13 protein-coding genes and 3 rRNA genes are annotated in these 22,534 nt (G+C 61.2%); 4 read left to right on the top strand and 12 right to left on the bottom strand.

The features are described 5' to 3' along the window. Positions 1 to 178 precede the first annotated feature (178 nt). The 10 genes from NFH97_RS15060 to NFH97_RS15015 form a co-directional block, all read right to left on the bottom strand. Positions 179 to 1,738 carry a BCCT family transporter gene (locus NFH97_RS15060; RefSeq protein WP_045992980.1) on the bottom strand — a complete coding sequence of 520 codons (1,560 nt, stop codon included), beginning with the start codon at positions 1,736 to 1,738 and terminating at the stop codon, positions 179 to 181. Positions 1,739 to 2,293: 555 nt separating this feature from the next. Then, positions 2,294 to 2,409: ribosomal RNA gene (gene rrf / locus NFH97_RS15055) — 5S ribosomal RNA — on the bottom strand. 94 nt (positions 2,410 to 2,503) lie between these two features. Then, a 23S ribosomal RNA gene (locus NFH97_RS15050) occupies positions 2,504 to 5,509 on the bottom strand. Positions 5,510 to 5,749: 240 nt separating this feature from the next. After that, positions 5,750 to 7,287, bottom strand: a 16S ribosomal RNA gene (locus NFH97_RS15045). Together the 16S, 23S and 5S rRNA genes form the textbook arrangement of a ribosomal RNA operon. A 620-nt stretch (positions 7,288 to 7,907) precedes the next feature. Beyond that, complete coding sequence (locus NFH97_RS15040) at positions 7,908 to 9,389, bottom strand: bifunctional 2-methylcitrate dehydratase/aconitate hydratase (protein ID WP_349625072.1); 1,482 nt, start codon at positions 9,387 to 9,389, stop codon at positions 7,908 to 7,910. 229 nt (positions 9,390 to 9,618) lie between these two features. After that, a complete protein-coding gene (gene prpF / locus NFH97_RS15035; protein ID WP_108450039.1) occupies positions 9,619 to 10,821 on the bottom strand; it encodes a 2-methylaconitate cis-trans isomerase PrpF in 1,203 nt (400 codons plus the stop codon). Beyond that, a complete protein-coding gene (gene acnD / locus NFH97_RS15030; protein ID WP_045993769.1) occupies positions 10,821 to 13,412 on the bottom strand; it encodes a Fe/S-dependent 2-methylisocitrate dehydratase AcnD in 2,592 nt (863 codons plus the stop codon). The genes prpF and acnD overlap by 1 nt, the downstream gene beginning before the upstream one ends. Positions 13,413 to 13,585: 173 nt before the next feature. Then, positions 13,586 to 14,713, bottom strand: coding sequence for a bifunctional 2-methylcitrate synthase/citrate synthase (gene prpC, locus NFH97_RS15025; protein WP_349625071.1), 1,128 nt, complete (start codon positions 14,711 to 14,713; stop codon positions 13,586 to 13,588). Positions 14,714 to 14,788: 75 nt separating this feature from the next. Then, positions 14,789 to 15,682: a methylisocitrate lyase gene (prpB, locus tag NFH97_RS15020; RefSeq protein WP_045993771.1), complete on the bottom strand. Its 894-nt coding sequence runs from the start codon at positions 15,680 to 15,682 to the stop codon at positions 14,789 to 14,791. A gap of 28 nt (positions 15,683 to 15,710) precedes the next feature. Further along, positions 15,711 to 16,448: a GntR family transcriptional regulator gene (locus NFH97_RS15015; RefSeq protein ID WP_045993772.1), complete on the bottom strand. Its 738-nt coding sequence runs from the start codon at positions 16,446 to 16,448 to the stop codon at positions 15,711 to 15,713. A 221-nt stretch (positions 16,449 to 16,669) separates the two neighbouring features. Here NFH97_RS15015 and pabB point away from each other — a divergent pair, with 221 nt between their 5' ends. Both pabB and NFH97_RS15005 read left to right on the top strand, forming a co-directional pair. Beyond that, entirely contained in the window at positions 16,670 to 18,040 is a 1,371-nt protein-coding gene (gene pabB, locus NFH97_RS15010) for an aminodeoxychorismate synthase component I (RefSeq protein ID WP_349625070.1), read from the top strand. Positions 18,041 to 18,329: 289 nt separating this feature from the next. After that, positions 18,330 to 19,070, top strand: a complete 741-nt coding sequence (locus NFH97_RS15005) for a phosphoadenylyl-sulfate reductase (protein ID WP_231498732.1) — start codon at positions 18,330 to 18,332, stop codon at positions 19,068 to 19,070. A 137-nt stretch (positions 19,071 to 19,207) separates the two neighbouring features. Here NFH97_RS15005 and cysB read toward each other — a convergent pair whose 3' ends face one another. Next, entirely contained in the window at positions 19,208 to 20,179 is a 972-nt protein-coding gene (gene cysB / locus NFH97_RS15000) for an HTH-type transcriptional regulator CysB (protein ID WP_124803011.1), read from the bottom strand. A 334-nt stretch (positions 20,180 to 20,513) separates the two neighbouring features. Between cysB and trxA the strand changes: the two genes are divergently transcribed. Next, positions 20,514 to 20,837 carry a thioredoxin gene (gene trxA / locus NFH97_RS14995; RefSeq protein ID WP_045993776.1) on the top strand — a complete coding sequence of 108 codons (324 nt, stop codon included), beginning with the start codon at positions 20,514 to 20,516 and terminating at the stop codon, positions 20,835 to 20,837. 207 nt (positions 20,838 to 21,044) lie between these two features. On the opposite strand, the gene NFH97_RS14990 is transcribed toward trxA, so the two are convergent. Beyond that, a complete protein-coding gene (locus NFH97_RS14990) occupies positions 21,045 to 21,485 on the bottom strand; it encodes a YtoQ family protein (protein ID WP_045993777.1) in 441 nt (146 codons plus the stop codon). A 295-nt stretch (positions 21,486 to 21,780) separates the two neighbouring features. On the opposite strand from NFH97_RS14990, the gene NFH97_RS14985 reads away from it, so the two are divergent. After that, on the top strand, positions 21,781 to 22,482 hold the full coding sequence (locus NFH97_RS14985) for a gamma-glutamylcyclotransferase (protein ID WP_045993778.1): 702 nt from the start codon (positions 21,781 to 21,783) through the stop codon (positions 22,480 to 22,482). Positions 22,483 to 22,534: the final 52 nt, after the last annotated feature.

Here is a 22,534-nt window from a genome sequence, read left to right as displayed (position 1 = left end):
GACAAGCTCGCGCAGGAAGACGCACAACTTGCCGATCCGGTAGCGACTGCCGGATAGCCACCCCTTATACAAAACTGCCCCCGACGCAAGCGTCGGGGGCAGACAATGGAGCGGAGGCCGCAATCAGGACTCAACCTGCAGAGCCATCAGGCCGCGGCCAACAGAGGCGATGTCCCAATTACAGGATGCCCTGCTCCTTGGCCATCTGACGAGCCGCCCGAGGGGCCGTCCACAATGTCGGCAGCAATACCAGCGACACCGGGATGGCGGTGATCACGATAAACTGCTGCAGGGCACTGATCTGGCCTGCACCCATTCTCAGCAGAATGGCGGCCATCAGCGCCATGGCGATGCCCCAGAAGGCACGAACCAGAGCATTGGGCTCGTCGTGACCGGCACCGACCACGGAAATGGCGTAGCTCATGGAGTCACCGGTCGTCGCCACGAAGATGGTGGTCAACAGCAGGATGGCCATGGCCATCAGGCTTCCGCCGGGCAGCGCCTGGGCCACGGTCAGGGTCGCGACATCAAACTGGAAGTTGTTCAGCGCCTCGGTCAGATCGATGGCACCGCTCAGTTGATAGTAGATGCCGGAACCACCCAGCAGGGTGAACCAGATCATGGTGGCCACAGGCGCCATCACCGCCACTGCCAGAATCATCTGCCGGATGGAGCGTCCACGAGAAATACGAGCGACGAAGATCGCCATCAGCGGGCCGTAACCGATAAACCAGGCAAAGAAGAACACCGTCCACCACTGCATCCACCAGTCCGGTGCGGTCTGGGTGGTCATGGTCGCCATCTCGAAGAACGAGCTCAGATAGGCGCCCGCCCCCTGGGTAAAGGCATCGGTCAGAAACAGCGTCGGTCCCAGGATAAAGATCGTGGCAGCGATCGCCAGAGCCAGAAACACGTTGAAGCGGCTGAGGATCTGGATCCCCTTGTGGATCCCGGTGACCGCCGAGGTCACGTACACCACCCCCAGAGCAGCAAGCACCATCAATTGGGTGCTGTAGCCTTCACTGACACCGAACAGCTCATGAAAACCGAAGCTGACCTGAGTCGCCAGAAAACCGATGGGGCCGACGGTACCCGCCACCACGGCGATTACGCACAGAGCGTCGACCAGGCCACCGAAGGGCCCCTTCATGACCTTTTCGCCCAGCACCGGATACAGCAGGGTCCGCGGCTGCAGCGGCTGTCCCTTGACGTAGTGGGCATGAGCCAGCACCACCGACGCCAGCGTACCCAGCACGGCCCAGGCCAGCAGCCCCCAGTGCATGAACGACTGGGCCAGAGCCCCTGAAATGGCCTCGGCCGTCCCGGCTTCGCTGTCGAAGGCCGGCGGCGTCACCACGAAGTGATAGACCGGCTCACCGGCGGCGAAGAACACACCGCCGCCCGCGAGCAGCGTGCACATGATCATCGACAGCCACTTGAAGGTACTGATCTCTGGCGTCTCGAGATTGCCGATACGCGCCTTGGCGCTGGGTGACACGGCGATGCCCATGGCGATGAAGAAGGTCGCCAGCAACAACAGCTGGAAATAGCTGCCCAGGGTCTTGGCGGTCCAGGCAAAGCCTGCCGAGATGCCGTTGGCAACCATCTCGATGTCGTACACAGACAGGGCGACGAAGCCCATGATGAAGCCGATGCTCAAGATGAGCACGATGGGATCACCCAGTCGAGAACCGGCCGAAGAAGCCCGCGAGTCGGAGGAAGCGGTGGTATGACTCATGTGGTGGGTAGCGACAGCAGACTAGGGTCAGGCTGTCGGACTCTCCTTTTGGGAAAGATGAATGGCGCCCTGATGGGCATGAAGGAAGCACGGAGGATTCCGCGATTTCATGACAGCTCTGTGGCTGAAGGGAAAGGATTCACCGCGCCTCATGCGCGAATCGAACCCGGCGACGCGCCTGGAACCCGTTCCAGGCGTATCGTAAAAAAAGCATGACAATGTCGACGCCGCGTGACCACCCCCTGAACAGCGCGATGGTTCAACGCTTGAGTCTTTTTCCGGTCATGCCAGCATGCCACTGGAGGGGTATACGACCTCAGGGCGTCACACAAACAACAGCGCCCTCGCATGGGGGTGAGTCACCCCGACGCTCTTCAGAAGAACTGCAGCGAAGCTGCAAGGGGTGACGAACGACGCGAGCCCGCCCTCGAGCAGAGCCAGGCCGGACCGCGCCGAGGGGGTTATCGGCGCGGCCCCACATATAAAGAGAGGGGTCTTCCCCATGCGTACGAAAAAGCCCAACTCCTCTCGGAATTGGGCTTCTTCTAAATAAATGCCTGACGATGACCTACTCTCGCATGGGGAGACCCCACACTACCATCGGCGCTGAGCGGTTTCACTTCTGAGTTCGGCAAGGGATCAGGTGGTTCCCACTCGCTATGGTCGTCAGGCGGAAAAAGGCAATGTATATCATGCTGGCGATACGTTTCATCGTATCCGTCAATTAATTCGAGACATCATCGACCAAAACCCTTTGGGTGTTATATGGTCAAGCCTCACGGACCATTAGTACCGGTTAGCTCAACGCCTTGCAGCGCTTCCACACCCGGCCTATCAACCAGCTGGTCTTGCTGGGTCCTTTAGGAGGCTCAAGGCCTCAGGGAGATCTCATCTTGAAGGGGGCTTCCCGCTTAGATGCTTTCAGCGGTTATCCCGTCCGTACATAGCTACCCGGCAATGCCACTGGCGTGACAACCGGAACACCAGAGGTACGTCCACTCCGGTCCTCTCGTACTAGGAGCAGCGCTTCTCAAATCTCCAACGCCCACGGCAGATAGGGACCGAACTGTCTCACGACGTTCTAAACCCAGCTCGCGTACCACTTTAAATGGCGAACAGCCATACCCTTGGGACCGACTTCAGCCCCAGGATGTGATGAGCCGACATCGAGGTGCCAAACACCGCCGTCGATGTGAACTCTTGGGCGGTATCAGCCTGTTATCCCCGGAGTACCTTTTATCCGTTGAGCGATGGCCCTTCCATACAGAACCACCGGATCACTAGAACCTACTTTCGTATCTGCTCGACGTGTCTGTCTCGCAGTTAAGCACCCTTATGCTCTTGCACTCACTGCACGATTTCCAACCGTGCTGAGGGTACCTTCGTGCTCCTCCGTTACTCTTTGGGAGGAGACCGCCCCAGTCAAACTACCCACCACACACGGTCCTCGAACCGGATTACGGTCCTGAGTTAGAACGCCAATGATGCCAGGCTGGTATTTCAAGGTTGGCTCCACCCCATCTGGCGACAGGGTTTCAAAGCCTCCCAGCTATCCTACACAAGCAACATCAGCGTCCAGTGTGAAGCTGTAGTAAAGGTTCACGGGGTCTTTCCGTCTAGCCGCGGGTACACAGCATCTTCACTGCGATTTCAATTTCACTGAGTCTCGGGTGGAGACAGCGTGGCCATCATTACGCCATTCGTGCAGGTCGGAACTTACCCGACAAGGAATTTCGCTACCTTAGGACCGTTATAGTTACGGCCGCCGTTTACCGGGGCTTCGATCAGGAGCTTCGCGTGAGCTAACACCATCACTTAACCTTCCGGCACCGGGCAGGCGTCACACCCTATACGTCCGCTTGCGCGTTTGCAGAGTGCTGTGTTTTTAATAAACAGTTGCAGCCACCTGGTATCTTCGACCGCGTCAGGCTCCGGTCGCGAGGACCTTCACCCTAATGCGGCGTGCCTTCTCCCGAAGTTACGGCACCATTTTGCCTAGTTCCTTCACCCGAGTTCTCTCAAGCGCCTTGGTATTCTCTACCTGACCACCTGTGTCGGTTTGGGGTACGGTCTCACAGTATCTGAAGCTTAGAGGCTTTTCCTGGAAGCGTGGCATCGATGACTTCCTGACCGTAGTCAGTTCGTCTCGCCTCTCGGCCTTGAGGATCCGGATTTACCTGAATCCTCAGCCTACCGGCTTTCACCAGGACAACCAACGCCTGGCTCACCTAGCCTTCTTCGTCCCCCCATCGCAATACTGTGAGGTACGGGAATATTGACCCGTTTCCCATCGACTACGCCTTTCGGCCTCGCCTTAGGGGCCGACTCACTCTGCTCCGATTAGCGTCGAACAGAAACCCTTGGTCTTCCGGCGGGGGAGTTTTTCACTCCCCTTGTCGTTACTCATGTCAGCATTCGCACTCGTGATACCTCCAGCATGCTTCTCAACACACCTTCATCGGCTTACACGACGCTCCTCTACCGCGTGTTCGCATCCTTAAAATGACTCAGGCCGTTCACCTTGCCCTGCCCGACTCAACGTTCGGGAAGCGCTTTGCCATCGCTTCGCGATGGCAGCGAACTGACACTATCGAATCACCTTAAGTGATGCGAACACACCCGTAGCTTCGGTACCTGGTTTGAGCCCCGTTACATCTTCCGCGCAGGCCGACTCGACTAGTGAGCTATTACGCTTTCTTTAAAGGATGGCTGCTTCTAAGCCAACCTCCTAGCTGTCTAAGCCTTCCCACATCGTTTCCCACTTAACCAGGATTTCGGGACCTTAGCTGACGGTCTGGGTTGTTTCCCTTTTCACAACGGACGTTAGCACCCGCTGTGTGTCTCCCACGCTTGCACTCACCGGTATTCGGAGTTTGCCTCGGGTTGGTAAGTCGGGATGACCCCCTAGCCGAAACAGTGCTCTACCCCCGGCGGTGATACGTGAGGCGCTACCTAAATAGCTTTCGAGGAGAACCAGCTATCTCCGGGCTTGATTAGCCTTTCACTCCGATCCACAAGTCATCCAAATCTTTTTCAACAGATCCTGGTTCGGTCCTCCAGTTGATGTTACTCAACCTTCAACCTGCTCATGGATAGATCGCCCGGTTTCGGGTCTATTTCCAGCGACTGGTCGCCCAGTTAAGACTCGATTTCTCTACGCCTCCCCTATACGGTTAAGCTCGCCACTGAAAATAAGTCGCTGACCCATTATACAAAAGGTACGCGGTCACCAAACAAGTTGGCTCCCACTGCTTGTACGCATACGGTTTCAGGATCTATTTCACTCCCCTCTCCGGGGTTCTTTTCGCCTTTCCCTCACGGTACTGGTTCACTATCGGTCAGTCAGGAGTATTTAGCCTTGGAGGATGGTCCCCCCGTCTTCAGTCAAGGTTTCACGTGCCTCGACCTACTCGATTTCACAACACTCAGGTTTCGGTTACGGGGCTATCACCCACTATGGCCAGACTTCCCAGTCTGTTCACCTACCAGTTGTGTTGCTTAAGGGCTGGTCCCCGTTCGCTCGCCGCTACTAGGGGAATCTCGGTTGATTTCTTTTCCTCGGGGTACTTAGATGTTTCAGTTCCCCCGGTTCGCCTCTCATGTCTATATATTCAACATGAGATACCCAAGTTACCTTGGGTGGGTTTCCCCATTCAGAGATGTCCGGGTCGCAGGTCGTTTGCCACCTCGCCGAACCTTATCGCAGGCTTCCACGTCTTTCATCGCCTCTGACTGCCTAGGCATCCACCGTATGCGCTTCATCGCTTGACCATATAACCCCAAAGGGTCTGTCAATCGATGATGTCACGACAATTGCCGGATACGCTTGAAACGTATCTTACTTTGTCAGCATGATATACATTGTTAAAGAGCATTAGAGCACAAAACTCTAAGCTGGCGGCTTGTGGCTTGCTAATGAAGCACAAACGTCCAACTTAAAGTTCCGTTAACCGCTCTATCGATCAGGTAATTCATTGTGAGCACTTACCGACAGTCAGATGACGTGTCGTTTAAGGAGGTGATCCAGCCGCAGGTTCCCCTACGGCTACCTTGTTACGACTTCACCCCAGTCATGAACCACACCGTGGTGATCGCCCTCCGAAGTTAGGCTAACCACTTCTGGTGCAGTCCACTCCCATGGTGTGACGGGCGGTGTGTACAAGGCCCGGGAACGTATTCACCGTGACATTCTGATTCACGATTACTAGCGATTCCGACTTCACGGAGTCGAGTTGCAGACTCCGATCCGGACTGAGACCGGCTTTATGGGATTAGCTCCACCTCGCGGATTCGCAACCCATTGTACCGGCCATTGTAGCACGTGTGTAGCCCTACCCGTAAGGGCCATGATGACTTGACGTCGTCCCCACCTTCCTCCGGTTTGTCACCGGCAGTCTCCCTAGAGTTCCCGACCGAATCGCTGGCAAATAGGGACAAGGGTTGCGCTCGTTACGGGACTTAACCCAACATTTCACAACACGAGCTGACGACAGCCATGCAGCACCTGTCTGAGAGTTCCCGAAGGCACCAATCCATCTCTGGAAAGTTCTCTCGATGTCAAGGGTAGGTAAGGTTCTTCGCGTTGCATCGAATTAAACCACATGCTCCACCGCTTGTGCGGGCCCCCGTCAATTCATTTGAGTTTTAACCTTGCGGCCGTACTCCCCAGGCGGTCGACTTATCGCGTTAACTGCGCCACAAAGCTCTCAAGGAGCCCAACGGCTAGTCGACATCGTTTACGGCGTGGACTACCAGGGTATCTAATCCTGTTTGCTACCCACGCTTTCGCACCTCAGCGTCAGTGTCAGTCCAGAAGGCCGCCTTCGCCACTGGTATTCCTCCCGATCTCTACGCATTTCACCGCTACACCGGGAATTCTACCTTCCTCTCCTGCACTCTAGCCTGACAGTTCCGGATGCCGTTCCCAGGTTGAGCCCGGGGCTTTCACAACCGGCTTATCAAGCCGCCTACGCGCGCTTTACGCCCAGTAATTCCGATTAACGCTCGCACCCTCCGTATTACCGCGGCTGCTGGCACGGAGTTAGCCGGTGCTTCTTCTGTGAGTGATGTCCTCCCTCGAGGGTATTAACCTCAAGGCTTTCTTCCTCACTGAAAGTGCTTTACAACCCGAAGGCCTTCTTCACACACGCGGCATGGCTGGATCAGGCTTTCGCCCATTGTCCAATATTCCCCACTGCTGCCTCCCGTAGGAGTTCGGGCCGTGTCTCAGTCCCGATGTGGCTGATCATCCTCTCAGACCAGCTACGGATCGCAGCCTTGGTGAGCCGTTACCTCACCAACTAGCTAATCCGACATAGGCTCATCCGATAGCGCAAGGTCCGAAGATCCCCTGCTTTCCCCCGTAGGGCGTATGCGGTATTAGCCTGGGTTTCCCCAGGTTATCCCCCACTACCGGGCAGATTCCTATGCATTACTCACCCGTCCGCCGCTCGACGCCTCCTAGCAAGCTAGGATCGTTTCCGCTCGACTTGCATGTGTTAGGCCTGCCGCCAGCGTTCAATCTGAGCCATGATCAAACTCTTCAGTTTAAAGTCTGATAGTCCGTTAAGCGGACCAAACTTGGCTCAAGGTTCAAACGTCTCGTTTGACGAGTCGCTTGCCTTGATATTTCAGTGACAGTGTCACTGACTCATCGGCAAGCGCCCACATGAATTACCTGATCAATTTTTAAAGAGCTTTTCGCTTTGCAGCGCCTGTTGGCGCAGCGCCCTGCGAGGAAGGCGTATTCTACAGAATCGAAGCGTTTCGTCAAGGCTTTCTTTTTTTCGCCGTGCAAGCGATGCCTGCAGGACCCAAGAAAGCGAAGCGAGCCTGACGCGCATCCTGCGATGCCGTCCTGGCGACTCCGATCGAGTGGCGAGCATTTTACCGATTTCTCGTTGCCCGTCAAGTGGAGAATTTTTCGAAGACTTCAAAAAGCCTTTTCAAAACAATCACTTTTACCACTCTTCACCGCCTGTGACGTTTGCTCGTCGTCGGCAGCGGATGCGTACTTTACGGATCGGGGCCGGCCTTGGCAAGCACTTCGTGTAAAAAAATTTCGACCAAAGGCTAAGCCTGCCCGGCGACGGATTTTGCAGGCCCATGGGTACGCCCGGGGACAGCGCTGCCCACGCTGCCCAAGCCACCGCCCTCCCCTCGTTGGTCTCTACAGCACCAGCAGATCGACAAAGCGATGAACCGGCGTCGCCGCCAGGCGCTCGGCGTCCTGATACAGCGTCATGATCTCGTCGCAACGTCCGGGGGCGAATCGGGTGGCCAGGTGGCGTCGACACTTGGCCTCGAGCACCGCCATGCCCTCTTCGCGACGACGGCGATGACCAATGGGATAGGCCACCTCCACCTTGTCGGTCGCACTACCATCGGTGAACACCACCCTGACCGCGTTGGCGATCGATCGCTTGTCCGGGTCCAGATAGTCCCGTGTATAGCCCTCGTCCTCGACGACCACCATCCTTGCCCGCAGCTCATCGATCTCCGGATGAGCCTGATGAAAGTCATCCTCGTAGTGCTCGGCCTGAAGCTCACCCAGCATCAGCGGTACCGCCACCATGTACTGCAGGCAGTGGTCTCGATCTGCCGGGTTGGCCAGCGCCCCTTCCTTGGAGATGATGCGTATTGCCGACTCATGGGTAGTCAGCTCGATGCGCTCGATCTCATCCAGCCGCCCCTTGACCTCGGGGTGCAGGGTGACCGCCGCCTCGCAGGCCGTCTGGGCATGAAACTCTGCGGGGAAGGAAAGCTTGAACAGGATGTTCTCCATCACGTAGCTGCCAAACGACTGAGGCAGACGTAGACGCCGGGTGTCCTCGGGTTTCAGCGAGAGATCACGATTGGAGTGACTGAAGGAGACATCACAGAAGCCCCAATGGGAAGCGCTCAGGACGCCGGGTATGCCCATTTCCCCGCGCATCGCGATGTCCACCAGACGCGCCGCCCGCGAGGTGGCGTCACCGGCGGCCCAGCTCTTGCGCGAACCGGCATTGGGAGCATGGCGGTAGGTGCGCAGGCTCTGACCGTCGACGAAGGCATGGGATAGCGCCGACAGCGTCTGCTCACGACTGGCGCCGCGCAGCCTGGCGATAGCGGCAGTGGACGCCACCTTGACCAGTAGCACGTGGTCCAGTCCGACACGATTGAACGAGTTCTCCAGTGCCAGCACGCCCTGTATCTCGTGTGCCCGTATCATCGCATCGAGCACCTCGTGCATGACCAACGGGGCTTCGCCTCTGGCCACGCGGCACTGTGAGAGATGGTCGGCCACCGCCAGGATACCGCCCAGATTGTCCGACGGGTGCCCCCACTCCGCCGCGAGCCAGGTATCGTTGTAGTCCAGCCAGCGCACCATGGCTCCGATATCGAAGGCCGCCTTGATCGGGTCCAGTCGATAGGACGTGCCAGGCACCCGCGAGCCACATGGCACCTGGGTGCCTTCCACCAGCGGCCCCAGATGCTTGGTGCATTCTGGGAAGCGCAATGCCAGCAGGCCACAGCCCAAGGTATCCATCAGGCAGTGGCGTGCGGTATCGAAGGCCTCGTCACTATCGATGACGGCGTCCAGCGCATAGTCGGCGATGGCCTTGAGTTCGTCGTCGTAGTCGGGACGAACATTGGATTCGACGGTGCTCATGTCTGCCTCCTTCCAGTGAGCGCTATCGCCCGCTGCCGGCGTGCCTGAACCTGAGCCAGAGCCGGGAGTCCGAGGACCAGCGTGGGCGGATGGCGAGAGGTTCGAGAATGGGGGGAGAACGACAGCGCCGCCTGGCGGCGGCGCTAATGCAAAAGGTCCGTTGTCAGTATCGTCGTGGTGCGCCACTGGCGCCAGTATCGACACAGGCGGGCTTCATCGGTCGAGAGCATTATGAATCGAGGACGTCCGCCGGCACCCTGATCTTGCCCTCCATCAGAATGCGGGCACTGCGGCTCATGGTCGCCTCCGTGGCGGTCCATTCCCCGTCCAGCTGTTCAGCTCGCGCCCCGACCCGCAGGGTACCGGAGGGATGACCGAAGACCACCGAACTGCGCCCCTCGTCGCCGCCGGCGGCCTGGCTGACCAGGGTCCCCGGCACCGCGGCGGCCACTCCGATGGCCACGGCCGCGGTGCCCATCATGGCGTGATGCAGCTTGCCCATGGACATGGCCCGCACCAGCAGATCGATATCGCCTTCGTCGATCTGCTTGCCGCTGGAGGCCCGGTAGCCACGAGGCGAGGCGACGAAGGCCAGCTTAGGCGTGTGCTGACGGTTCGCGGCCTCCTCGAGTCTCGAGATCAGGCCCATCTTCAGCGCGCCGTGGGCCCTTAACGTCTCGAGCCGATCGAGGGTGGCGGGGTCTGAATTGATATCGTCCTGAAGCTCGGTGCCGTCATAGCCAAGGTCGGCCGCGCTGACGAAGATGGTCGGAATACCGGCATTGATCAGGGTTGCCTGGATGCGACCTCCGGCCACCACCTCCTCGGGAACCTCGAGTTCGTCCACCACCTGGCCTGTCGGGAACATCCGCCCTTCGCCGTCGGCGGGATCCTTGAAGGCCAGGCCGATCTCGGCGGCGGGGAAGGCCACGCCGTCGAGCTCGAAGTCACCGCTTTCCTGCACCTGACCGTCCTGTATCGGCACTCGGGCGACGATGGTCTTTTCAATGTTGGCCTGCCAGATGCGTACCTCCACCTCGCCGTCGGCAGGAATTCGCTCAGGCGGGATCAGTCCGCTCTCGATGGCGAAGGGACCGACCGCCGAGGACAGGTTGCCGCAGTTACCGCTCCAGTCGACAAAGGCCTTGTCGATGGCCACCTGGCCGAACAGGTAGTCGACATCGTGATCCGGCGACTCGCTGGCGCTGACGATGACCACCTTGCTGGTGCTGGAGGTGGCGCCACCCATGCCGTCGGTGTGCTTGGCGTAGGGATCGGGGCTACCGACCAGACGCATCAGCAGGGCGTCGCGCACGGGGCCGGGCTCACGCGCGGCCTCGGGCAGGTCGTCCTTGCGCAGGAAGGTGCCCTTGCTGGTGCCGCCACGCATGTAGATGGCGGGAATGCGGAGCTGCGGAGCAAAAGCGGCCATCACGCCACCTCCGATTCGAGGAAGTCCTGGGCGAAACGCTGCAGCACGCCACCGGCTTCGTAGATCGACAGCTCCTCGAAGGTGTCGAGACGACAGGTCACCGGCACCTCGACGCTTTCTCCGTCACGCCGCTTGATCACCAGGGTCAGGCTGGCCCCCGGCTGGATGTCGCCGCGGACATCGAAGGTCTCGCTGCCGTCGATGCCGAGGGTCTTGCGCGTGGTCCCCTCCTCGAACTGCAGCGGCAGTACCCCCATGCCGATCAGGTTGGTGCGGTGGATGCGCTCAAAGCCCTCGGCCACGATGACCTCGACACCGGCCAGACGCACACCCTTGGCAGCCCAGTCACGGGAGGAACCCTGACCATAGTCGGCCCCGGCGATCACGATCAGCGGCTGCTTGCGCGCCATGTAGGTCTCGATGGCCTCCCACATGCGCATGACCTCGCCCTCGGGCTCGAGGCGAGCCAGTGAGCCCTGCTTGACCTCACCGTCGACCACCGCCATTTCGTTGATCAGCTTGGGGTTGGCGAAGGTCGCCCGCTGGGCGGTCAGGTGATCACCTCGATGGGTGGCGTAGGAATTGAAGTCCTCCTCCGGCAGGCCCATCTTGGCCAGGTACTCCCCCGCCGCGCTGGTCGGCAGGATGGCATTGGACGGCGACAGGTGGTCGGTGGTGATGTTGTCCCCCAGCACCGCCAGGGCGCGCAGCCCGGTCAGCGAGCGCTCGGCGGCCAGCGCACCCTCCCAGTACGGCGGACGCCGGATATAGGTGCTCATCTCGCGCCAGTCGTACAGCGGGCTGATGTCCTTCGACCTGTCGAAGGTGGTGTCGAACATCGGGATGTAGACGTCGCGGAAGTGCTCCGGCTTGACGCTCTCGGCGATGATCGCATCGATCTCGTCATCCGCCGGCCACAGATCCTTCAGGGTGATCGGGTTGCCCTCGGCGTCTTCGCCCAGGGCGTCCTTCTCGATATCGAAGCGCACGCTGCCGGCGATGGCGTAGGCCACCACCAGCGGCGGAGAGGCCAGAAACGCCTGCTTGGCGTAGGGGTGGATACGCCCATCGAAGTTGCGGTTACCCGACAGCACGGCGGTGGCGTAGAGATCACGCTCGACCACCTCCTTCTGGATCACCGGATCGAGCGCACCACTCATGCCGTTGCAGGTGGTGCAGGCGAAACCGACGATGCCGAAGCCGAGCTGCTCGAGCTCACCGAGCAGGTTCGACTCCTCCAGATACAGCTGCACCGCCTTGGACCCCGGCGCCAGCGAGGTCTTGACCCAGGGCTTGCGGGTCAGGCCCAGCTCGTTGGCGCGCTTGGCCAGAAGCCCCGCGGCGATGACGTTGCGCGGATTGGAGGTATTGGTACAGCTGGTGATGGCGGCGATGATCACCGCGCCATCGGGCATCTCGCCGTCCTTCTGCTCGTAAGGAGCGGCGATACCGCGACTGGCAAGCTCCCGCGTAGAGACCCGGTTGTGTGGACTAGAAGGCCCCGCCAGGGTGCGCTCCACCTTGGACAGGTCGAAGTGCAACACCCTTTCGTAGTCGGCGTTGACGAGGCTGTCGGCCCACAGGCCGGCGGCCTTGGCGTAGGTCTCCACCAGTTCGATCTGCTCCGGCTCGCGCCCGGTCAGCTTGAGGTAGTCGAGGGTCTGATCGTCGATGTAGAACATCGCGGCGGTGGCGCCATACTCCGGCGTCATGTTGGAGATGGTGGCACGATCACCCAGTGTCAGGTGCCCCGCGCCTTCACCGAAGAACTCGAGATAGCTCGACACCACCCGTTCGCTGCGCAGGTATTCGGTCAGCGCCAGCACGATATCGGTGGCGGTGATGCCAGGCTGGGGCTTGCCGCTGAGCTCCACCCCGACGATGTCAGGCAGTCGCATGTAGGAGGCACGCCCCAGCATCACGCTTTCGGCCTCGAGCCCGCCCACCCCGACGGCGATCACGCCGAGGGCGTCCACGTGGGGCGTGTGGCTGTCGGTACCCACCAGGGTGTCGGGGAAGGCCACGCCGTCACGGGCCTGGATCACCGGCGACATCTTCTCCAGGTTGATCTGGTGCATGATGCCGTTGCCGGGGGGGATCACGTCGACGTTCTCGAAGGCTTCGCGGGTCCAGTTGATGAAGTGAAAGCGGTCCTCGTTGCGCCGATCCTCGATGGCGCGGTTCTTGTCGAAGGCGCCCTCCTCGAATCCCGGGTGCTCCACCGCCAGCGAATGGTCGACGATCAGCTGGGTCGGCACCACCGGATTGACCTTGGCCGGATCACCACCCTTCTCGGCGATGGCGTCACGCAGGCCGGCCAGGTCGACCAGCGCCGTCTGCCCGAGGATGTCGTGGCACACCACCCGCGCAGGGAACCAGGGAAAGTCGAGTTCGCGCTTGCGCTCGATGATCTGGGACAGCGCCGCCGTGAGATCCTCCGGCGGACAGCGGCGCACCAGGTTCTCGGCCAGCACCCGGGAGGTGTAGGGCAGTCGGTCGTAGGCGCCGGGAGAGATGGCGTCCACCGCCTCCCGGGTATCGAAGTAGTCAAGGTCGGTCCCCGGCAGGGGCTTGCGATAGTCGGTGTTCATGGGCGTCACGGTCTCGGGCGCCCGAGGGCACGGCCCTCGCGGCGCGAATATGGTAGGAAGGCGGCGGAGCCACTTGTGCCTGCGCATGACCATGACCACAACCATGACCATGCGCGCGCCCCGCCGCTCGAGCCTCGGGATACCGTTGGGGTACCTTCGGGAGAGCCCCGGGCTCAGTCACGCTCTTCGATGGGTACCCATTCGCTGTGGGCCGGGCCGGTGTAGTCGGCGCTGGGGCGGATGATGCGATTGTTCTCGCGCTGCTCGAACACGTGGGCGCACCAGCCGGTCACCCGAGAACACACGAAGATCGGGGTGAACAGCTTGGTCGGGATATCCATGAAGTGATAGGCGCTGGCGTGGAAGAAGTCGGCGTTGCAGAACAGCTTCTTCTCGCGCCACATCACCGCTTCGACCCGCTCGGACACCGGGTACAGGCGGGTGTCGCCCACGTCGTCGGCGAGCTTCTTCGACCAGTGCTTGATGATGGCGTTGCGCGGGTCGGACTCGCGATAGATGGCGTGTCCGAAGCCCATGATCTTTTCCTTGCGCTCGAGCTTGCCGAGGATTTCGCGCTCGGCTTCTTCGGCGCTCTGCCAGTTCTCGATCATCGCCATCGCCGCCTCGTTGGCGCCGCCATGCAGCGGGCCACGCAGGGAGCCGATGGCCCCGGTGACGCAGGAATGCATATCGGACAGGGTCGATGCACAGACACGAGCGGTAAAGGTCGAGGCGTTGAACTCGTGCTCGGCGTAGAGGATCAGCGAGACGTTCATCACCCTGGCATGCAGCTCGGAGGCCGGCTCGTCACGCAGCAGGTGCAGGAAGTGCCCGCCCACCGACTCGTCGTCGGTCTCGGTGTCGATGCGCACGCCACCATGGCTGAAGCGGTACCAATAGCAGATGATCGAGGGCAGCGCCGCCAACAGGCGATCGGAGACGTCCTGCTGCTGGCTGAAGTCGGCCTCGGTTTCCAGGTTGCCGAGCATCGAAGCACCGGTACGCATCACGTCCATCGGGTGGGCGTCCGCCGGGATCTGCTCGAGTACCGTCTTGAGCGCCTCGGGCAGACCGCGCAGGCCCTTCAACTTGGTGATGTAGGCATCCAGCTCGCTCTGGTTGGGCAACTTGCCCTTGAGCAGCAGGTAGGCCACCTCCTCGAAGCGGGCCTTGTCCGCCAGTTCCTTGATGTCGTAGCCGCGATAGGTCAGGCCCGAGCCACTCTGGCCCACGGTGCACAGTGCGGTCGCACCGGCGCTCTGTCCCCGCAGACCGGCTCCTCCAATCGGTTTATCAGCCATGGCGTATCTCCATTTTCGTCATTGGTCGTTGTTATAAAAAAGGCATGAAAGGCGTGCTGGACGCCCGAGGGTCTCTCAGTCCTTGCCCTCGTCGAACAGCGCGTCGAGCTTGCGCTCGAAGTCGTGGTAGCCCAGCACGTCGTAGAGTTCGTCGCGGGTCTGCATGGTGTCGACCACGTCGCGCTGGTGTCCGTTGTCGTGAATGCTCTGGTAGACCTTGAGCGCGGCAGCGTTCATGGCGCGGAACGCCGACAGCGGGTAGAGCACCATGCTGCACCCCACCTCGGCCAGTTCCTGCTGACTGAACAGCGGGGTGGCGCCGAATTCGGTGATGTTGGCCAGGATCGGGGCATCCACCCGCTCGCAGAAGGCGCGATAGTCGTCGAGGGTGTGCACCGCCTCGGCGAAGATCGCATCGGCACCGGCCTCGATGCAGGCGTTGGCGCGGTCGATGGCCGCGTCGAGTCCTTCCTTCTGGAAGGCATCGGTACGGGCGATCAGGTAGAACTCCGGATCGATGCGCGCGTCGGCAGCAGCCTTGACCCGATCCACCATCTCCTGCTGGGACACGATCGCCTTGTTGGGGCGATGGCCACAGCGCTTCTGCGCCACCTGGTCTTCCAGGTGCACGGCAGCGACCCCAGCCCGCTGCATCTCCTTGACTGTACGCCCGATATTGAAGGCGCCCCCCCAGCCGGTATCGATATCCACCAACAGCGGAAGGTCACTGGCCCCGCAGATGCGATGGGCGTCTTCCACCACATCGTTCATGGTGGTCATGCCCAGGTCCGGCAACCCGAAGGAAGCATTGGCAACGCCACCGCCGGACAGATAGATCGCCTGATGCCCGACCCGCTCGGCCAGCATCGCGGTGTAGGCGTTGATGGTGCCGACGATGGGCAGCGGGCTATTGGCGTTGAGCGCCGCACGAAAGCGGGCACCAGGGGTCGAAGTGGACGAGGATGTCATGGGGGGCTCCAGTCAGGGGAAAGTAAGATCAGGTCACCAGGCCGTTGCCGGCGACCACCTGGGGTTCGTCGCGCCCCTCCAGCGAGGCGGCGTAGCGCGCCATCACGTTCTCGCGGGAGGCGCTGACGTGGCGACGCATCAGCAGCTCAGCCAGCTCGGCGTCACCCGCCTCGATGGCGTCGACGATACGGTGGTGCTCGACGAAGGCCTTCTGCGGACGTGCACCGCTGGCGCTGAACTGGGTGCGATACATCCGGACCAGGTAATAGAGGTCGTCGCACAAGAGGGCCATCAGCATGCGATTGTGGCTGCCCACCACGATACGATAGTGGAAATCCAGGTCGCCCTCGCGCTGATAGTAGGCCTCACCGCTGGCCAGATCAGCCTGCTTCTCGTGCACCGCCAGCACTTCTCGGAGGCCGGCGATCTCGCTGGCGGTCATATGCTCGGCGGCGATCCTGGCGGCCATGCTTTCCAGCGCCTCGCGCACGTCGAACAGCTCCATCAGCTCCTTCATCGACAGCTTGACCACCCTGGCACCCACATGGGGTACCCGTTCGATCAGCCGGTGAGCCTCGAGTCGTCGCATGGCCTCGCGCAGCGGCCCACGAGAAATACCGTAGGCCTTGGACAGTCCCGGCTCGGTGATCTTGCTGCCCGGCGCCAGTTCTCCCCGGACGATGGCGTCCTGCAATTGATGAAAGACCCGCTCGGCGAGGGTTCTGACTTCGGGGGTGGCGGGGGTCTCGTATTCGGCGCTGGTCATGGGATCATTGTCGACAATGTTGGGATAACGGAAATGTAAGATACGCCAAGGCGCGGGTCAATGGCCTGATCAGGCTCATAACCTTAACCATTGGTTGTAGACAATGCCATCCATCTTCCTTGTCCTGTCGACAATGCAGCGTTGACTCGCGCCATCCTTCCACAACGACAAGCCCTGTCGTTGCCCGTAGAATATGCCGCCTGCAACGCCCGAGGCCCCGAATGAACGCCGAGCTCCAGACCACCTCCCTGCCCTACCACGCGACCCCCCTGCGCTATTTCGAGGCTCTGCGCTCGAGGCCCGGGGCGGTGCTGTTGGACAGCGGCCGGCCCCAGGCCCCCGGCGGACGATTCGATATCCTCTCGAGCGACCCCATCGAATGGCTGGAAGTCGATCAGCATGGTCTGCCCAGAGACTCGAGCGGCAGGGCCCTCGAGGGTTCCGCCTTCGACGCCCAGCAGCGCCTGCTCGAACGCCTGCCCCGTCCACGCCAGGAGCTTGATCTTCCCTTCGTCGGCGGACTGATCGGCTACTGGAGCTACGACCTGGGCCGGCAACTGGCGGGAATCGAAGGGCCTTCACAGACCGCCACCGCCCTGCCTCAGGCCCGGCTCGGCCTGTATGACTGGGCGCTGATTCAGGACCACCAGGAGCGCCGCTGCCTTCTCGTCGCCTCCCCCGAACGGCGCGAGCAGGTACAGGCCTGGCTGGCGACAGCGACACCTGCCGGCGACTTTTCGCTGAGCTCCGCCTTCACCTCCAACCTGAGCGAAGCGGGCTACCGCGATCGCTTTGCCAGGGTGCAGGACTATATCCGTGCCGGAGACTGCTACCAGATCAATCTGGCTCAACGGTATTCGGCGGATTACCGGGGAGACCTGTGGCAGGCCTATCTCCGCCTGCGTGACGCGACGCCGACCCCCTTCGCCGGCTTCATGGCCTGGCAGTACGCAGGGCGCGAACAGGCGCTGCTGTCGCTGTCGCCCGAACGCTTCGTTGAAAGCCGCCAGGGCGAGGTGGAGACGCGTCCGATCAAGGGCACGCGGCCGCGGGGAACCAATGAGCAGGAGGATGCAGCCCTGGCACAGGAGCTGTCCTCGAGCATCAAGGATCGCGCCGAGAACGTGATGATCGTGGACCTTCTGCGCAATGATCTGGGTCGCGTGTGTCAGCCCGGCACGGTGAAGGTCCCCCAGCTGTGCGGACTGGAAAGCTACGCCAATGTTCACCATCTGGTGAGCGTGGTGAAGGGACGCCTACCCGACGAGACGCCGCCGCTCAAGCTGCTGGAAGCGGCCTTCCCCGGTGGCTCGATCACCGGCGCCCCCAAGATTCGCGCCATGCAGATCATCGACGAGCTGGAGCCGGATCGACGCAGCGCCTACTGCGGTAGCCTCGGCTACGTCGATGTGCGTGGCCATATGGATACGTCCATCGCCATCCGTACCCTGGTCGCCGATGCCGGCCGACTGCACATCTGGGGCGGTGGTGGCCTGGTGGCGGATTCTCGGGAACAGGCCGAGTACACAGAAACCCAGGACAAGATTCGCCATCTAATGGCCGCCCTGGGCACTGCGACTAACTCGCGCTAGACAGGAACAGGCCGACCTACCATAAAGAGACCCAGGACAAGATTCGCCATCTGATGGCCGCCCTGGGCACTGCGACTGACTCGCGCTAGACAGGAACAGGCGGACCTACCATAAAGAGACCCAGGACAAGATTCGCCATCTGATGGCCGCCCTGGGCACACCTGTCAAATAGTAATAAGAAACCTTACCGCTAATCGATAAACGCTATATAAGAACCGAACCAATCGATATTGGGGCGATGGCGGCGGGTTTTGGTAGGGTATCGGCAAAACCCCCAGTGGAGGTCGCCGTGACGTCCTTTGACCCCAATGCGTTCGTCCTGGCCAATGACCAGGCGACACCCAAGAATATCCTGAAAGCCGCCTACGAGGCCTTCGGCGAACTGACCGTGTCATTCTCCGGCGCCGAGGACGTGGTGCTCGTCGACCTGGCGCTCAAGGTCGCGCCCAAGGACAAGGTCAAGGTGTTTAGCCTGGACACCGGGCGTCTGCACGCCGAGACCTACGAGTTCTTCGAACGAGTCCGCAATCACTATGATATCGAGCTCGATATTCGCTTCCCCGATCAGCAGGCAGTGCAGGCGCTGACCAGCGAGAAGGGATTGTTCAGCTTCTATCAGGACGGTCACCACGAGTGCTGCGGCATCCGCAAGGTCGCGCCGCTGCGCCAGCGCTTGGCAGGCCTGCCGGTGTGGGTCACCGGCCAGCGTCGGGACCAGAGCCCGGGCACCCGTTCGAAGCTGCAGATCGCCGAGCGCGACACCGCCTTCGGCAGTGACGATCAACCCCTCTACAAGATCAACCCGCTGACCCACTGGACCAGCGAAGACGTGTGGAACTACATTCGCTCCTTCGATGTGCCCTACAACGCCCTGCACGAAAAGGGCTACGTCAGTATCGGCTGCGCCCCCTGCACCCGCCCCATTCTGCCGGGCCAGCATGAACGTGAGGGTCGCTGGTGGTGGGAAGACCAGGGTGGCAAGGAATGCGGGCTGCATGCCCTCAACCTGCCCCAGGCGGCCACCAGTTGACGTTCTGAGGTATCTGGCTGCACAGCCTCACAAGATCGCAAAGGCCCCGGACTCGCTTGAGTCCGGGGCCTTTCGGTTCATGACGACGCCGTTCATGACGACGTCAGTGAACCTCGCCTGGCGCCACCTCGCCGCGGTCAGCGCACCGGCAGACTGATCTTGTCGAACAGCGCGTGTTCATGGCGCGGTCCCGCTGCCAGGGCAGCGTCGACCAGATCACGGTCCAGATGGTCGGCAAACTGCTGTAGGAAGTCATACATGTAGCCGCGCATGAAGGTGCCGCGGCGGATACCGATCTTGGTCGTGGAGCTCTCGAACAGATGGCTGGCGTCCAGCGCTACCAGATCCTCATCGAGCACTTCGTCCACCGCCATGTGCGCCACGATGCCGACCCCCAGCCCCAGACGCACGTAGGTCTTGATCACATCGGCGTCGGCGGCGGTCAACACCACATTGGGAGAGAGTCCACGGGCACGGAAGGCGTCGTCGAGCTGCGAGCGTCCGGTGAAACCGAACACGTAGGTCACCAGCGGGTGCTTGGCCAGTTCGTCGAGTCCCAGACGCTCGACCTCGGCCAGGGGGTGATCCCGCGGCACCAGGATGCAGCGGTTCCAGCGATAACACGGCAGCAACACCAGGTCGTTGAACAGTTCCAGCGACTCGGTGGCGATGGCGAAGTCGGCCTGTCCCTCGCTGACCATCTGGGCGATCTGCTTGGGCGTCCCCTGCTGCATATGCAGAGCGACGTCCGGGTAGCGCTGGGTAAAGTTCTGGATCACCGGCGGCAGGCAGTAGCGCGCCTGGGTATGGGTGGTGGCGATGGACAGGCTGCCCCGCCGCTCGTCGCTGTGTTCCTGGGCCACATCCTTGATGTTGGCGGTCAGCCTGAGCACCTGGCCTGCCAGCTCGATGATCGCCTCCCCTGCGGGTGTCACGCGAGTCAGGTGCTTGCCGCTGCGCGCGAAGATCTCTACGCCAAGCTCGTCTTCCAGCAGACGAATCTGCTTGGATATGCCTGGCTGAGAGGTAAAAAGACTCTGAGCGGTAGCCGACACATTCAGGTTGTGGCGGGAAACCTCCCAGATATAGCGCAGCTGCTGTAATTTCATGGCCGGGGCTTACCTCGTCCGAAGTCGACGGATTGGCACGGTGGTCGCGGAAGCGGACTAGACTGGAGCCATCGCGTTGGCGGCGTGACAGCGTCCTTGCCCGGGTTCAAGCACTGGACCTCGGACATGACAACATGCCAAAGCGCCATAAAAAACCACCTTTGTGATTACTTTATAGCATAATGAGATGAGATGCAGCGATTCGTAAGCTGACTAAGAAACTATCGACCCAATATTTGCCAGCGTATGGGCCGACCGCTACCATCGTCCCACCGGACATGGCAGACATGTCCCACATTCCGCTCGATGAAGCGCAACGTAGATGGAGAAACACATGGCTAACAATGTCGATGTCACCAATGCCAACTTCGAGCAGGAAGTTCTGCAGGCCGACTCCCCGGTATTGCTGAAGTTCTGGGCTCCCTGGTGTGGCCCCTGCAAGGTCATGGCACCGGTGGTCGATGAAGTCGCCGAGGAGCGTGACGGCGCCCTCAAGGTCGTCAGCATCAACGTCGATGATGCCCCGGAAATCGCCGCCGAGCAGGGCGTGCGTGGCGTCCCCACCGTGATGCTGTTCAAGTCAGGTGCCAAGGTGGCATCCCTGGTAGGTGCCCAGTCGAAGTCCCAGCTGACCCAGTTCATCGACCAGAACGCCTGATACAGCGCTGTCGACCTCTGCCGTCACCAGACGGGACGTCCAGCCAGGGGCCAAGGCCCCTGAAACATGGCCCGGGATCCTCCTTAAGGATTCCGGGCCATGTCGTTACTGCCCCGAGCGTTATCGCTGAAGCCACGGGCTTGGGCAATGGCAGTGCCCACCCTCGCCAGTGGATGCCATCGTGCGAGGCTCGAGGCAGCGCCGGCATCAGTCCCGCAGCACGTAGCGCAGGATCTCTACCACCTGGTCGGTGGTCGTGGCCCAGGCCTGGGCGTCCGCATCGACCTCCTTGAGCGGATGTACGATGTCCTCGCCGTGCAGCGTCACATAGGGCTTGCCGAGAGCCGAGCAGTAGCCGGCGTCGAAGGCCGCGTTCCACTGCTTGTACTTGTCACCGAAGCGCACCACCACCAGATCGCTCTGCTCGATCAGGGTCCGGGTCCGGATGGCGTTGACCCTGGAAGACTGGTGATCCCGCCAGAAGCCACTTTCCGGCACGCCCAGCATGTCTCCGGCGGCGTCGCTGGCATCATGGTCGGTCACCGCCTGGGTGAACACCACGTCGAGCCCGGCGTCTCTGGCTCCCTGCTTGATCTCTTCACGCCAGTCGGTGTGGATCTCACCGGACAGATAGACGGTAAAACTCATGGCCTCATTTCCTTTTTCTCGGTCTTGCATGAATCATTGTCGGAGTGCCAGGACGCCGCCACCGGCCGTTACCCGAAAGAGGGACCAGGACATTCGGGCTTCATCCTGGCCTTCGGAGCTGATAATTTGCCTATTGGCGGTCCAAGGAACCTGGCCCTCGTGGCTTCTTGCGTGGCGCTCACCATCATACCCGCGCCTCCTGTACTGACAAACCGGTTGCCCGGCGCAGTGACGGCGTGGCGGTATCGACTCGAGCACCACCAGTCCGTCTGACTTCATTCGACAAGGATCTTCGATGCACCCGCAGGACTCCCCTTCCAACCGGCCAACGCCTGTCAGCGCGGACACCCGGGAAGCCAATCGACGCCAGGACCATTTCGGCTCTCGCGAGGCGATCTGGCTGTTCGGCTACGGCTCGCTGATCTGGAAGGCGGACTTCGCCTATCGCGCACGTCGTCCAGCGCTGATCGAAGGCTACGCCCGCCGGTTCTGGCAGGGCTCCCACGATCATCGCGGCACTCCTGAGGCTCCTGGTCGCGTCGCGACGCTGATCCACCAGCCGGGCTCGCGGTGCCTGGGCATGGCCTACCTGATCGGGCCGGAGGTGTTGGCCCCCCTGGACCTGCGTGAAAAGAACGGCTATCTGCGTGAGCGTGTCACGCTGCATTTTCTGGACAACGATCTCGCCGACAATGATCAGCCTGATGTCGATGACCCGCTCGACGATGACGGCCTGACCACCGCCAGGACCGCCGAGGGGCTGGTCTACATCGCCGGTGATGCCAACCCGGCCTATCTCGGTGATGCCTCCGATGACAGCATTGCCGAGCAGATCGCCCACGCCCATGGCCCCAGCGGCCCCAACAGAGACTACCTGCTGCACCTGGCAGACGCCCTGCACGCCATGGGTGGCGAAGACGACCACGTCTTCGGCCTGGCGGCCGCCCTGCGCCGTCGAATGCGCCAGGCGGCGACTCACCCGGCTACCACCGACTGAGCGCCGCCCTTCCCCTCGGCAATGCCGGCCACGCCTGGCTCTCGGATCGAGC

This window comes from Halomonas sp. SCS19, from assembly GCF_040147015.1.
Classification (GTDB): Bacteria; Pseudomonadota; Gammaproteobacteria; order Pseudomonadales; family Halomonadaceae; genus Halomonas; species Halomonas litopenaei.
This window is presented reverse-complemented; position numbering and strand designations above follow the sequence as displayed.